General features: G+C 44.1%; 9 protein-coding genes. 1 reads left to right on the top strand and 8 read right to left on the bottom strand.

Annotated features, from left to right (window positions below; genetic code table 11):
• Nucleotide 1: 1 nt before the first annotated feature.
• Genes L0M98_RS17530 through L0M98_RS17520 form a run of 3 tightly spaced genes read right to left on the bottom strand, consistent with a single transcriptional unit; the run spans nt 2 to nt 6,736 of the window.
• Nucleotides 2-1,549, bottom strand: coding sequence for a RagB/SusD family nutrient uptake outer membrane protein (locus tag L0M98_RS17530; protein ID WP_227217125.1), 1,548 nt, complete (start codon nt 1,547-1,549; stop codon nt 2-4).
• Between the two features lie 12 nt (nt 1,550-1,561).
• On the bottom strand, nt 1,562-5,251 hold the full coding sequence (locus L0M98_RS17525; protein WP_227217126.1) for a SusC/RagA family TonB-linked outer membrane protein: 3,690 nt from the start codon (nt 5,249-5,251) through the stop codon (nt 1,562-1,564).
• A gap of 33 nt (nt 5,252-5,284) precedes the next feature.
• On the bottom strand, nt 5,285-6,736 hold the full coding sequence (locus tag L0M98_RS17520; RefSeq protein WP_227217127.1) for a hypothetical protein: 1,452 nt from the start codon (nt 6,734-6,736) through the stop codon (nt 5,285-5,287).
• 239 nt (nt 6,737-6,975) lie between these two features.
• On the opposite strand from L0M98_RS17520, the gene rnr reads away from it, so the two are divergent.
• The gene (gene rnr / locus L0M98_RS17515; protein ID WP_227217128.1) at nt 6,976-9,258 is read left to right on the top strand and encodes a ribonuclease R; all 2,283 of its coding nucleotides are present in this window, start codon (nt 6,976-6,978) and stop codon (nt 9,256-9,258) included.
• Nucleotides 9,259-9,312: 54 nt separating this feature from the next.
• Here rnr and L0M98_RS17510 read toward each other — a convergent pair whose 3' ends face one another.
• The 5 genes from L0M98_RS17510 to L0M98_RS17490 form a co-directional block, all read right to left on the bottom strand.
• Nucleotides 9,313-11,874 carry an adenosylcobalamin-dependent ribonucleoside-diphosphate reductase gene (locus L0M98_RS17510; RefSeq protein WP_099291705.1) on the bottom strand — a complete coding sequence of 854 codons (2,562 nt, stop codon included), beginning with the start codon at nt 11,872-11,874 and terminating at the stop codon, nt 9,313-9,315.
• A gap of 334 nt (nt 11,875-12,208) precedes the next feature.
• A complete protein-coding gene (rimM, locus tag L0M98_RS17505; protein WP_099291704.1) occupies nt 12,209-12,733 on the bottom strand; it encodes a ribosome maturation factor RimM in 525 nt (174 codons plus the stop codon).
• Nucleotides 12,734-12,736: 3 nt separating this feature from the next.
• Complete coding sequence (locus L0M98_RS17500) at nt 12,737-13,318, bottom strand: 30S ribosomal protein S16 (protein WP_227217129.1); 582 nt, start codon at nt 13,316-13,318, stop codon at nt 12,737-12,739.
• A 124-nt stretch (nt 13,319-13,442) separates the two neighbouring features.
• Nucleotides 13,443-14,078, bottom strand: coding sequence for a flavodoxin domain-containing protein (locus L0M98_RS17495; protein WP_099291694.1), 636 nt, complete (start codon nt 14,076-14,078; stop codon nt 13,443-13,445).
• A 74-nt stretch (nt 14,079-14,152) separates the two neighbouring features.
• Entirely contained in the window at nt 14,153-14,839 is a 687-nt protein-coding gene (locus tag L0M98_RS17490) for a hypothetical protein (protein WP_186975938.1), read from the bottom strand.
• Between the last annotated feature and the right edge of the window lie 56 nt (nt 14,840-14,895).

The following is a 14,895-nucleotide window of genomic DNA, read 5'->3' as shown; positions in this document are numbered from 1 at the left end:
CTTATTCATCTTTTAAAAAACAATCCACACGTTCATTTTGTATAATAGCTCCTTCGGTTTGCTCGATCTCGTAGGTAGGAATCGGCATCACCCAACTGCCATCCGGATAAGCAGGCAACTCGTAATACCCGATATAGTCCCCTTTCGTACTTGCATTTCCCGCATTGTGTTCAAACATGACATGGTGGACAGAAATCGCTTCCGGATACTTGGGACTGACCGCATAACGACGTAAGTCGAACCAACGCTGGCACTCGAAGCATAACTCCCTTCTTCTCTCCTTGCGAATCAATTTTACCAAAGCCTCACCGGATTCCGTCAAGGTTCGCAAATCGTGGATACGGGTTTCCATCAAATCTGCAAGTACTTCTCTTGCCTCGGGGTCCCGCTCGGTCATTGCCAATGCCTCCGCTAAATTCAAATACACTTCAGACAAACGCAACAAGAAACAATCTGAAACGTAGGTTTTCATAGAGTTCAAGGTTAGCGTATCTTTTCCTGTTAATTTTGCCGGTAACAAAAAACCACCATACTTATGCTCTCTACACACCAAATCTTTACGTACATCACCTTCCTCTTCCGAGAATACCTCTAACAGCCCGGGAGAAATCGCTAAAGCGTCCACCATATCAGCATTATTTTCCTGATAGAACACCCCCGCTCCTAAACTTTGTCCCTGGGTAAAAATAATCTCGGGACAACCGTTATACAACCATGTTGCCTGCCCCGAACTTTTCATGTTCATCAAGGAATACTTCCCTTTCAAAATTTCCCGGCAAAGCTCCGGAACCAAATCCCATTTACCCATATAACAATACACGCGACTCAACAAAAGGCGTGCCGCATCTTGGTTCGCCCGGTTGACGGAAGGCATCTCGATTCCTTCCAAGTAATCGACCGCCATTTGCAAATCATGCACGATTTGATTGTAAACGGAATCCACTGGAGTACGGGTGAAATTCTTGTCCTCCACCACGGGGGATAATTTCAAGGGTACTCCCAAATCACTGTATGCCGTCACTTTATCGTAAGGTTTAGCGTAAATATTCACCAACAAGTAATAATATGCCGCACGCAGAAAATGGCATTGCCCCCTCACGCTGTTACGGTCCTCCTCCGTGTCGTGCGTGAACTCCTCGACCTTATCCAAAATCACGTTCAGCACCGCAATATGCTCGTACAGTGTTGCCCAATTCTTATCCTCGAAAGCATCTCCCTTGATATTAAACGGGGCGGCTTCCCACTTGTAAAAAGCCCGCAATTCATTAGTAAACACACCTTTGGTTATCTCCAGCCCGGCAATGGCTGCCTGTACATCATCGTCCATCGCAAACAACCAAGAGTAATAGGAGTTAACAGCCGACACGTCATAGGTGGCAACGTTGGCCGCCAAGGACGCCTTCATGTACCCGTTACCGATCAGCAACTCTTCCATATCCTTACAATCACGGGCATACATCAACTCGTGGGACTCTTCCGTTAGGAAATCGCCACAAGCTCCCCATAGGCAACCAAACAAGCAAATCAGGAATGTATATCTCTTTTTCATAGGTTTATATTTTTAGAATGATACATCTATACTAAAGGAATAAGTGGGACGCACGGACAAGTTAATACGGTCGGCCGATCCGGACTGAGAGGTCGGGTCCTGCCCGCGCAACTCCTTGGCACTCCATGTAAACAGATTCGTTCCCGAGAGAGACACGTACATGTTCTTCACGTGCAAGTGCTTACAAATCTTTTGCGGCATCACGTAACGCAAACTCAAAGATTGCAATTTCAGATAGTTACCGCTTACCACCCGGATATTAGAGAAGTCATACATCTGCCAAATATTATCGGCAAACTTAAACGGCTCATTGTTCCACCAAGGTGTCAACGAAGCTTTAAAAGCCCCTGCTTCCAACATTCCCGGAATATTGGTAATTTCTTCATCCCCGGGACGTCGCCAACGACGCACGAATTCCTTACGCATATTTTTTATCGGTTGTGGAACAAGCGATTCCCCGGAAGCACCATCATACAATTTCAACAAACGCACCTTGGAACCGATACTATAAGCAAGATTAAAACTCAAGATAAAGTTGTTATACTCGAAAGTATTGGAAACACCACCTTGCAAATAAGGAACCCGACAACCGGAGTATTGCATTACGGTGGTAAACACCTTACTCTTCGGCATATCAATGTATTGGTCCCAAAGGTCCTCTTCCACACGGGCAAAGGTGGGTCGCCCATCTGACGGGTCTAATCCCGTGAATTCATAAGAGAAAAAGGAATTCAACGGACGTCCGCTCACGTAAGCCTTTCCATTCAAATAATCCTGGTAGGTAAAATCATCGTGCAAGGGATCGAAATCATCCCCCCGACCTAATTTGTTGATCAATTTATTTACCACTTGACCTAATTGCGGGTCGATACTCCAACGGAATCCCTTACGCTCGCCATCGGCGCTGATACTGGAAAGCATGCGATTCATGGGCACGATATTGAAACTGAATTCAAAACCCGAGTTCTCTACTGTACCCTCGTTTACCTTGTAGGAGGAAACTCCGTTTACGCGAGCCACCTTTTTGGTCAGATAGGCATTCTTAGTCTTCTTGTAGAAATAGGAAACCATACCTTTGATCGAATTATTGAACAAGGAGAAATCAAGACTCGTATTGAATGAAGCTGTCTTCTCCCAACCTAAATCCGGGTTCGGAAATGTTTTAATCGTGGATTGATACTCATTGAATATCTGATTTACCTCCCCTTTCTGGATAATCAATTCCGGGGTAGCTTCGTTGGTGATGTTTCCCTGATAACCGAAAGAGGCACGTAACGCCACGTCGTTCACCCAATTCACACCAGCAAGCACATTCTCTTTCAAGTTCCAACGTCCTGAAAAAGACCAAATCGGAAGAATCTTGTCATTTGTTAAATTTCCAAATTCATTGGAAAAATCCAAACGAGCATTCATATTGAAAATGTAAGTATTGCGGAAACTATAGGTCAACGACCCGTACAAACCGACTTTGTTGGAAGTTTTATCTTTCAATTTCCCTAAAGCATTGGGATTTGAAGCCAACCATTCGGCATACTTTATATACACTTTTTCATCCACTTTATTGACCGTCAAACCGCGATCCGGTAAATAACAACGGATAGTTTTAGCAAATCCCGTATATTTAGAAGAATTCAACTCCCCCCCCACGTCTACAGACATCATGTGCTGCTCGTATTCATCCAAATAATGGTGGTAATTAACTTGTCCGCGCAGGGTATAGCTATTGTTTTTCGTGTTATCCTTTTGTAATTCTCCTCCCAAAGGCAAGTAGGATAGTCTATTGGAAACGAAATCATTGTACCGCGGGTCCTTATAGAAGTAAGAATAACTGTATGCGTACGCCGTATTTTCAGCATGATAGGTTTCGTTATCCGTGTCGGATAACATATAAGAGAAAGTGGCCTGTGCTTTCAAACGGGGAATTATCTCGTAAGACAAATTGGTCATAAAACTCACCGAATGACCTTTTACCGTGTTATACGAATTATCCCGTTCATTCAACACATTAAAATAAACAGACTGACCATTTTTTGAAATCTTATGATAATGTAATGTCCCATCCGTATCGTATAAAGGCACCGCACGACTAGTTCCGTAAGCGTAATCCAACAAACCTACATCCGCAGGAGTATGCTTTTGCTCACGTACATTAGCAGACAATTTGAATTGAGCGCTAAATTTATTTTGCGTGAAATTCAAGTTCAATACCGAATTATAACGGTCAGCCGATTCCTTGACTAATACACCATTCTCCCGACCGTAACCCACGGAAGCATGATATCTCATATTCTCTGAACCTCCGGAGAACGAGAGGGTATGATTGTGTGAAAAAGAATTACGAGTGATCTCTCCCAACCAATCAGTATTCATGGTTTCGAAGCGAGTAGTCCCTTCTTGAAACTCATCGAAACTGATCAAACCTTTATTGTATTGCTCTACCAAAGCCTCATAGCCGGTCCATCCATCCACGGTATTATTGTATCTCATCCCTTTCTCGATCGCCTCGCGAGAGTAATCGACACGCTCGCGAGAGTTCATCAAGTAAATCGCCCGATCCGAATAATGCGGACGGCGGGCAAAACTCCCGTCTACGTGGTAATTCATGCGCAAAGGCCCTACTTTCCCTTTTTTCGTGGTTATAACAATTACCCCATTGGCAGCTTTTGTCCCGTACAAAGCGGTGGCAGAGGCATCTTTCAATATGTTGATATCCTCGATATCATAGGGGTTCAAGCCGGAAATGGCATTTCCCAACAAGTTCACGAAATCCAAATTATTAATGTCATCCGGATCAACATTCACCGGGTCACTCAATACAACACCATCCAGTACCCACAAAGGCTCCTGGCTCCCCAAGACCGTGGAAGTTCCCCGGATACGTAAACGAGGCGTAGCTCCAACTTGCCCGGAATTTTGCATAAAGATTAATCCCGGTACGCGCCCTTCCAACATCTTATCGAGAGAAGATACTCCCGGCATCATAATGTCCTCCGCTTTCAAGGTGGTTACCGCACTTGTCAATTTCTTTTTGTCCGTGTTCAAGTATCCCAAGGCGACCACTTCATCCAACGTTTCGGCATCGTCTTCCAGAATCACGTTCAATTCGGTCTGCCCCGTGTATTTTACCGTTTTGGTTTTTTTCCCGATAAAGGAGAATATCAATTCCACGTCGCTACCGGCAGGAAGAGTCAATCTATAACGTCCTTTGATGTCGGTAGCCGTTCCCATTGTAGTACCCTTGATTTGCACGGTCACACCCGCAAGGGTATCAGTCTTCATCACACCTGTCACGGTACCCGTCACGACTCTTGGCTTTTCGTCTTTCGCCCGCATAGGAGTAGCGTGACGCAAAATAATTAAATTCCCTTCTTGCACATACGTGAGTTTGGTCCCTTTCAACACCATATCCAATATTTCAATCACATTTTTATCTTTTACGGATACCGAGATATTATTCACGTTTTTCACATCCGCACCAGAATACACGAATTGTACCCCGGCCTTCTCTTTCAACAAATCCATTACCTCGATCAACGATTTATTCTCTATTTCTAAATTCAATTTCACTTGCTGTGCCTTCGCGGTAGCAAAAAGAGAACCCGATGACAACATAACAAACAAAACGAATAGTTTCATAATTCGTATCCATTCTATCGGTTTCGGACTCCCTCGAAACCTGAAACGAAAACTCAATTCTTTCATAATTTGTATTTGATAATTAAAAATCAATTATATCTATTTCCCCTTGACACCATAACGCTTTGCAATATCGTGTTTCGCAGTTTCTCCAATCCCTTCCAATTGATACAAACGTCTGTAATCCCCCTCCGTTTCACTGGTCAAAGGTCCTTTCACAGAAGGATACGAGGGACAGCGGGATCCATCTTTCCCGATAAATTTAAACCGGAATTCCGACCAATACCACTTGGGAGCGAATCCCGTGTAAAACGGCTTCCACTTTAAAAGTAAATCACCCATCGCTATATTAAAATTGACACGATAAGTATTATTCCCTAAATCTTCCGCAAGCAACGTACTTTTATAAACCCCATAAGCGTCGTTACCTCCATCCCAATTTTCATTACGATCCAAAGCTATTCCCGCTTCGCGACACAGAGCATAAGTTGCTGCATTTATCGGAGAGTATGGAACAGTAACATCAAAAGAGCACCATGGGTCATTATAAAGTATCACCCCATCGACAAGTTTATTACTATGGAATGTGCAAGAAATAAAGACAGAATCGTCAAGTATCGTCGGGCTTCCCGGCAAGCTCTTTATATCCCACTCGTCAATCTCCACTTCCAACGGTTCCGGTTCCACAGAGGCTGCATTATTAAACAACGGATGTTTTTCCAACAACCGTGCCGAAGCCTCCGGCAAAATCACTTTGTCCAAAAGACCACCTTTAGGCACACTTGTCGTATATGCCAACTGACTACAATAACGCGTGTAATACCAACGCCATGCATAAGCATTATTAGAAGTCTTTGCCTCCACCGATCCCAAAAGAGAGAATGTTGCGGAACTCCTTTTGTGCGTTTCCAACGGAACCCCGAAAGAACGTGCCAAAGTGTACAGCACCTCCCCGTAAGAAGCCAAATGCGCTTCACGTCCCCGGCTTGAAGTCAAATAACGTACTCTAAATTTCTCGTGATCCACACCACAGAAAGCGATACCGGAATACGTGCCCAAACTATAATGCGCACAAAAACTCCCCGTGTAATTGGGCATGAACACCAAGTAATTGTCGCTAGTTTTTTCCCCCGGGTGCTGCTCGAAATAAGCCAACACCTCTTCCGCCATCGCAGCGATATTCTTTTCCGTCATCTCCTCTGTCGTCCAAGTACTCTTGATATAGTGCATCTTCACGTAATCGGGATTCTCGTTCACGATCAAACCGAATTTCTTGTTGGGAATCCGGTTTCTCTGCAAACACAATTCAAAATACTTCTGCATGTCAAGAGCGAAGCCGGATAGACGCCAATGCCAATATTCCCGATCGTATTCATCGGCAGGCACATAATACACTACATTTAAAGTATGCTCTGTTTCAGCCGTGTAAGTCGGCCCCGGAGGAAGTATCACCTCCACTTGCTCATCCTCATCACCTTTATACAATTCAGCACAACCAAACAGCATAAAGATAAAAGACACCCATAAAAAATATCCAATACTTTTCTTCATAAAAATGTTTGTTTTTGGTAAAAAAATCCATTAAGTTCATGTCCATAACGAAAGAAAAACAAAAAATGGGTACAACAATTCAGTATTTTTTAAATTTCATAATAATTAAAGCACTGAAAAGAGTTATACACGGATCATTCTCTCGTGAAGAAACGTATAAACTCAAACAAAAAGTTAGTATATTAGTAGCCTCGTTTTAATCAACGATCAGGAATCAATCCTATATTTAAATTCAAAATATGCCAAGAAAAGAAAAAAAAACAAAGCGAGACATCGGTAAAAAAGAAATACGCCGGATGTTATACGATATATTCTCCGCGAACCCCAACGAACATTTTAATTACAAACAGTTGGCGCAGCGATTGGGGATCAAAAACATGAACGCGAAACAATTAATCATGACGGTTCTCTACGAGATGAAAAACGACAATATGCTCTCGGAAGAATCAACCGGACAATTTAAATTCAAAATAAGTACCGTTTACGTCACGGGAATCATCGACTTGACTGCCAAGGGTACTGCCTACTTGGTTTCCGACGAATGCAAGGAAGACGTGTTTATCCCGCAGGTCGGTTTGAACCATGCCTTGAACGGGGACAAAGTAAAGGTCTTGCTCTACGCTCGAAGTTCCAGACGTCGCCCGGAAGGGGAAGTGGTAGAGATTCTGGAACGCAAGAAAGAAACTTTCGTGGGTATCATCCAATGCTCCAAACAATACGCGTTCCTTGTACCGACCGGCAAACAACTGCCTTACGATATCTTTATCCCGTTGAACGAATTGAACGGGGCAAAAGACGGGGAGAAAGCTATCGTCAAGATTACCGAATGGCCAGAAAACCAAAAGAACCCGATAGGCAAAGTACTCCAAGTACTGGGTACCCCGGGAGATAATGATACCGAAATGAACGCCATCATGGCAGAATTCGAACTTCCGGTTCAATTCCCCACCACGGTGGAGAAAGCCGCGAAAAAAATAAAAGACGCTATTCCCGAGGAAGAAATCAAAAACCGAAAAGATTTCCGGGATATCACGACATTCACGATCGACCCGAAAGACGCCAAAGACTTTGACGACGCCCTTTCGTTCCGGAAATTAAAAAACGGGAACTACGAGGTAGGCATACACATTGCCGACGTCAGCTTTTACGTGACACCCGACTCGACCTTGGATAAAGAAGCGTATAACCGCGCAACCTCTGTTTACCTCGTGGACCGCACGATACCCATGCTACCGGAACATTTATCCAACGGGCTATGTTCCCTGCGTCCGAATGAAGAGAAACTCTGTTTCTCGGCAGTCTTCGAACTGAACGAGAACGCCGAAGTGATTAAACAATGGTTCGGACGGACGGTTATCAAATCGGACAGACGCTTCACGTATGAAGAAGCGCAAGCCATGATCGAGGGCGAAGACGGCGATTTCAAAACCGAAATATTAATGCTGAACGATCTTGCCCAGAAGCTACGGGCTGCCCGTTTCCAAAACGGCGCTATCGCATTTGACCGCATTGAAGTACGCTTCGACATTGACGAGAAAGGTAAACCCACGGGAGTATATTTTAAACGCTCGAAAGAAGCCAACAAGCTGATCGAAGAGTTTATGCTGCTCGCCAACAAAAAAGTAGCCGAAAGAATCGGCAAAACAAAAGAAGGGCAAAAAGCAAAAACTTTCGTGTACCGTATCCACGAGCAACCCAATACCGAAAAACTGGAAGACTTCGGTCGTTTCATAGCAAAATTCGGGTATAAAATACGCACGACCTCTCCCCGGCAACTATCTTCTTCCATGAACAAATTAATGGAAGATGTACAAAACCGTCCGGAACAGAACATGATCGAAACACTAGCTATCCGTACCATGGCAAAAGCCGTTTACTCCACGGTAAACGTGGGACACTACGGTCTGGCTTTCGATTATTACTCGCACTTCACGTCACCCATCCGTCGTTACCCCGACGTGATGACTCACCGACTGTTGCAACGGTATCTGGACGGGGGACGTTCTGCCAATGCCGAAAAATACGAGGAGATGTGCAAGCACTGTTCCGACATGGAACAAGTGGCATCTAACGCGGAAAGAGCCTCGATCAAATACAAGCAGGTCGAGTTCATGAGTGACAAATTAGGAGAAAATTTCATGGGAACGATTTCCGGTGTCACGCAATGGGGATTCTACGTGGAGCTGAATGACACCAAATGCGAGGGACTGGTTTCCATCAATGAACTGGAAGGTGACTACTATGAATTTGACGAAGAAAACTACTGTATCGTGGGACGCCACCACCGGAAAGTTTACCAGCTTGGGGACCAAGTACTCGTGAAAGTAGCCAAAGCAAATCTCGTTGCCCGCCAACTCGATTTTGCCCTCGTGGAAAGCGAAAGTAAAAATACCACTCCTGCCGTTACGCCCCAAACACCTGCCTCCCGACGTGAAAAACCGGAACGTAAATTCCGCCGAGGCCAACGGGGAGATGCAGCTTCCGGCCGGAAAAGTGGAAAAGGAAACCGCAAAAAGAAATAAAAAATAAAACGGGGAGTTCAAAAACTCCCCGTTTTATTTTTCTATCATCAAGCATCAACCGCACTTGGATGACCCGCAAACTTTACAGATCAAACAACCTTCCTGATAAACGACAGATTTTGAACCGCAATTCTCACACACGGAACCAGTAGCCTCGGTTCCGTCCGGAATGAATTTCCGCAAAGCTCTCTCGACACCATTCTTCCACGTGTTGATATTCTCGTTATCAAATTCCATGGCTGCCACTAAATCCACGATTTGATTGATCGGCATCCCGTAACGCAAGACTCCCGAAATCAACTTGGCGTAATTCCAGTACTCCTTGTTAAACTTGTAAGACAACCCTTCAACCGTTGTTTTGAAACCTCTCTTGTTAGAGAATTGGAAGTCATAACGGCTATTACCATCCTCGTCCGTATTCTTGACAATCTTACCATCCGTCACGGCTTTCGGTAACATGATACCTTCCTCGTCATCAGCAATACCGGTGAATATCTCGTAAGGGCGACCATTATAAAGACCGATGAAAGCAATCCATTTTTCCTTGTTGTTCTGGAAACGCACGATCTCCGCATCCAACTCTCTCGGACGTTTTGACGGCATCGCACCCTCTTCCTTCTTATCTTTATTGGAAACCAGTACTCCCGCACGAGAACCGTCGCGATAAACCGTACATCCCTTGCAACCGCTCTTCCAAGCCTCGATATAAAGCTGTCCCACCAATTCCTCCGTCACGTCTGCCGGCAGATTCACGGTAACACTGATAGAGTGGTCTACCCATTTCTGCACACGCCCCTGCATACGCACTTTAGCTACCCAATCGATATCATTGGATGTAGCCTTGTAGTAAGGAGATTTAGCCACCATCTCATCGATTTCCTCATCTGTATAGCGTTCACGTACATCATACCCGTTTTTCTCCATCCAAAGGGCAAACTTATGATGGAATACTATAAATTCCTCGTAAGCATCTCCCGTCTCATCAACGAAATCCACACGCACATTCTTATCATTCGGGTTTACCTTTCTTCTTCTCTTGTAAACGGGCAAGAACACCGGTTCGATACCGGAAGTCGTCTGCGTCATCAAACTGGTCGTTCCCGTGGGTGCAATCGTCAAACAAGCAATATTACGACGTCCGTATTTCACCATATCCTTGTACATCTCCGGATCAGCTTCTCTCAAACGAGTGATAAACGGATTGTTTTCCTCTCTCTTGGCATCAAAAATCTTGAAAGCCCCGCGTTCTTTTGCCATCTCGACAGAAGAACCGTAAGCGGCAATAGCCAATCGCTTGTGAATATCCACGGAGAAATCAACAGCCTCATCGCTACCGTAACGCAAACCCAAAGCAGCCAGCATATCGCCCTCGGCAGTGATACCCACTCCGGTACGACGTCCTTCTCTGGCTTTCGTTTTAATCTTCTCCCACAAACGGATTTCAACACCCTTAACCTCATCGTCTTCCGGATCCGCACTAATTTTGTCCAAAATAGCATCAATCTTCTCAAGCTCCAGATCAATAATATCATCCATCAACCGTTGAGCGATAGCCACGTGCTTTTTGAATAAATCGTAATCGAAATAAGCCTCTTTCGTGAAAGGATTTACCACGTATGAATACAAGTTAATCGCCAGCAAACGACAAGAATCATACGGACACAAAGGGATCTCCCCGCAAGGATTGGTAGATACCGTTCTATATCCCAAGTCCGCGTAGCAATCCGGTATACTTTCCCGAATAATCGTATCCCAGAATAAGATTCCCGGTTCAGCGGATTTCCAAGCGTTGTACACGATCTTATTCCATAACTTCACGGCATTGATCTGTTTCACGTTCTTCGGCTCATCGGAATAAACCGGGTATTTTTGTATATAATCACGTTCCTCAACAACGGCATTCATGAATTCATCGTCAATCTTTACCGAAATATTTGCTCCGGTCACTTTACCTTCCGTCATCTTGGCATCGATAAAGCTCTCGGAATCCGGGTGATTGATAGACACACTCAACATCAAAGCTCCCCGGCGACCGTCTTGTGCAACCTCGCGCGTAGAGTTAGAGTAACGTTCCATAAAGGGAACAATACCTGTTGACGTTAAAGCCGAATTCTTTACCGGCGAGCCCTTGGGACGAATATGCGACAAGTCATGTCCCACCCCGCCTCTTCGCTTCATTAATTGTACTTGCTCCTGATCTATCTTCATCACTCCCCCGTAAGAGTCAGAAGGCCCGTCGTGACCGATCACGAAACAGTTAGACAATGAAGCAATCTGATAATCGTTACCGATTCCGGTCATCGGACCTCCTTGCGGTACGATATACTTGAAGTCACGTAAAACTTCAAAAATCTCCTCCTCACTCATCGGGTTGGCGTAAGTCTTTTCGATGCGTGCGATTTCTGAAGCTAAACGACGGTGCATATCATTCGGGTTCAACTCAAAAATATTCCCGTAAGAGTCTTTTAAAGCATATTTGCTCACCCAAACACGTGCAGCCAACTCGTCACCCTTGAAATAATCAAGAGAACTACTATAAGCTTCTTCTTGCGTGTACACTTTCTTTTGGTTTACAGCCTGTTTCTGTTTCTCCACTTTCTTTGTAGTTTGTTCCATTTAGCGTATATAATAAATTTTCTTTTTGGTCCCTTTTCCAACAGAACAAAACTATGGAAAAAAAACTTCTTAGAAAAATATTTTTACTAACACTTGTTGCAAGTTTTCCAAAATCATCAGTCATAACACTGATAATAAAACGATTAATAATTCCATTTTTCTTGAAAAATTTTCCAAATATAAATTTGTTCTAAAGTAGAAATAAAAATCGTAGAAAATTTTGGTTTAATAAAAATTGAAGTTTTAGAGAGTTCGGCTCTATCAAGGAAGTACCAATAAGACACTATGATGATTGAAAAATCACATCTGTTTACGTTTGTATTCCTAAAAAGGTTTAATAAAGTTCTTTGATTTCTTCAGGAATATTTACATGCAGCAATTTTTCATCATGAAGAATGTCTGTCACGTATTCATCGGATACCGGAAGAAGAATTTCTTTCGAGAATATCCGGATAGAAAGAACTACATTTCCCGAATAATTATCAACCTGCACAACCTCCCCTTTTTCACCTGTCGGTTCGTCAACCACGGAAAACCCGATCAGATCAGAAAGTTCCAAAGGCATATCCTCCTCTTCAAGCAGATATTTGTCCATCAACAAATCACTCCCCACCAATCGGTCCGCCTGTTCTTTCGAGTCAACAAAATCAAATTTGACGATATAAGAAGTATGGTTCCGTGCCGTCAGACCATCTTCCGCGATATAAAAGGGAACCGGTGCACCTTCCAGAAGAAGGAACACCGGTTCATCCATGTATTGTTCAAGAAGATCATTTTCCGTGTAAACAATCAACGCACCCTGTAAGTTATGAGTCTTACCGATTTCGCCGATCTTTATACAATCTTCCCTCTTGATCATAAATTATTCTGCTGCTGGAGTTTCTGCCGGAGCCTCCGGAGCTACTTCCGCTGCAACAGCCTCTGTAGCGGCAGCTTCTACTTCTGCTCTTGCTGCAGCCTCTGCCTCAGCTTTTGCCGCTGCAATTTCAGCTTGTTTCTTAGCTACAATCTCTGCTTTAGCTTCTTTTACTTTAGCCTCAGCTTCCAGACGAGCTTTGTATTCACTTTCAGACTCGTTAGCCAAACGCGCAATCTTAGCCTGAATCTTAGCGATTTTCTCTTTCTTCCAAACCTCGAACTTTGTATCAGCAGCAGCCATATCAAACGCACCTTTCTTCACTCCTTCCAACAAGTGTTTCTTCAAAAGAACACCCTCGTAAGACAATATTGCCTTCGCAGTATCGGTCGGCTGCGCACCGGTTTGTAACCAATACAATGCTCTGTCAAAATTCAAATCAATCGTAGCCGGGTTAGTCATCGGATTGTAAGAACCAATTCTCTCAATATAACGACCGTCACGCGGCGCTCTACTATCTGCTACCACTACATGGTAGAACGGACGGCCTTTACGACCGTGTCTTGCTAATCTAATTTTAGTTGCCATTCTTTTACTTTTAACTTATTAATTACTACCTATTCTCGATAGGCGGCGCAAAGATAGTGATTTAATTGAAAATTGAAAGTTGAAAGTTGAAAAATTCTTCACGAAATCAATTTCTTGAAAGGATCTATACCCCCTCAAACTCCGGCATCACCATATCCAACCATTTGTTTATCCGGGCATCCGTCTTCTCCGGCTCGAAATCCTCATCCAAAGGCAGTCCGACAAACAGATCATCAACCACGGCAGTTGAATCCTCGTACACGTACCCGTCCGTGGTGGTTTTACCCACTAAAGTCGCACCGAGTCCGGTTACCAACTCTGCCATGTATCCCATCCCGTCCACGAAATTCTTGGGATACGTGATATGATCGCCCAGCCCGACGAGAGCGACAAAACGATCTTTTAACGAAATCTTACGCATCTGCGGGAAAAACTTCGCCCATTGATCTCTCTGCTCCCGTTCCCACGTACTTCTGCCAAGAGAAGAACAGACCAGAATCATATTCTTGTAATCCAACAATTTCCCCGCGGGGACATCATTCACGCAAAACATATCCACTTTACCGGCACCGATTTTATTCTTCAGCATTTTAGCCACCCGATGAACATTTCCACCCGCCGGGGAATAAAATATCCCTAACCACTTCATTTCACTTGTCCGTTCATCCAAAAGATAATTTCCTTCAAGATCAGCAGTCAAGCGCAACGGTTCTTCTTGTCTTTCGACCTCCTTTTTACCTTTCCTTGTAACCTTATCCATAAAAATATAGTTTATAGTGATTATTGTATCAACTATAAACTATACGGCAAAAATGTCTAAAAGTTATATTCGTCTTATTTCTTGTGCGTGGCGATCGCCAGCAATATTCCGAGAGCGACACCCAATAAAGCGGCAAACAATACCCGCGTATCTCCCGGCAGCAAGAAAGTAATCGTGTGAGCCGGATACCAGAAAAAAGGTATCGTCTTCTTGAACACGAAATTCCATTGTACCCGCCAATTCAGGTTTGCCATAATCTCACCCATCTGTATCGGGGTAAAAAGACCTGCCAACGTACCGCCATGACTCAATATATGCGTATCGGTAATCTTGTGCAATGTCATAAACACGGGAGCAAATATTGTATTCATCGCCACGGAAATACAGAATGCAACGAACACTTTCTGCCCGGACAAAGCCTCTCCCATCACGGTCGTTGCGTTCTCCATCCCCATCGTTTTCAAGAACGCAGGAACACCGTTCGCGAATATCGTCATCGCCATACTGATTCCCATCCCGAGGATTCCCCACACGATAGCTCTCGGCAACACCCCGAATCCCTTGCGATTATAAACGCCCGCGCTGATACGCAACCCGATACACTCCCCGAAAGTCGACAGAATACCAAATTTCAGGAAACTCATAATCATACCGTGCTCGGCATTAAACGTCTTGTAAAAGGAATAAACCGTTTCCGACACGAAAAAAGGGAGCAGAAACAAAATCACACACCCCAGAACAATAAAATCCTTCTTCTTCATTATATATTAATTTAGCCGTAAGATCCATAACGTCCATAACGCCTGACCTTACGACC

It is taken from the genome of Butyricimonas sp. DFI.6.44 (genome assembly GCF_022132345.1).
GTDB lineage: Bacteria > Bacteroidota > Bacteroidia > Bacteroidales > Marinifilaceae > Butyricimonas > Butyricimonas muris.
Note: the sequence above shows the minus strand (reverse complement) of the source record. Positions and strands in the feature narration are given on the sequence as shown.

What these genes read in the sequence shown, in the direction of transcription:
- L0M98_RS17490 (WP_186975938.1), bottom strand. Translation starts at nt 14,839, where the DNA reads ATGAAGAAGAAGGATTTTATTGTTCTGGGGTGTGTGATTTTGTTTCTG.
- L0M98_RS17530 (WP_227217125.1), bottom strand. Translation starts at nt 1,549, where the DNA reads ATGAAAAAGAGATATACATTCCTGATTTGCTTGTTTGGTTGCCTATGG.
- L0M98_RS17495 (WP_099291694.1), bottom strand. Translation starts at nt 14,078, where the DNA reads ATGGATAAGGTTACAAGGAAAGGTAAAAAGGAGGTCGAAAGACAAGAA.
- rnr (WP_227217128.1), top strand. Translation starts at nt 6,976, where the DNA reads ATGCCAAGAAAAGAAAAAAAAACAAAGCGAGACATCGGTAAAAAAGAA.
- L0M98_RS17510 (WP_099291705.1), bottom strand. Translation starts at nt 11,874, where the DNA reads ATGGAACAAACTACAAAGAAAGTGGAGAAACAGAAACAGGCTGTAAAC.
- rimM (WP_099291704.1), bottom strand. Translation starts at nt 12,733, where the DNA reads ATGATCAAGAGGGAAGATTGTATAAAGATCGGCGAAATCGGTAAGACT.
- L0M98_RS17525 (WP_227217126.1), bottom strand. Translation starts at nt 5,251, where the DNA reads ATGAAAGAATTGAGTTTTCGTTTCAGGTTTCGAGGGAGTCCGAAACCG.
- L0M98_RS17520 (WP_227217127.1), bottom strand. Translation starts at nt 6,736, where the DNA reads ATGAAGAAAAGTATTGGATATTTTTTATGGGTGTCTTTTATCTTTATG.
- L0M98_RS17500 (WP_227217129.1), bottom strand. Translation starts at nt 13,318, where the DNA reads ATGGCAACTAAAATTAGATTAGCAAGACACGGTCGTAAAGGCCGTCCG.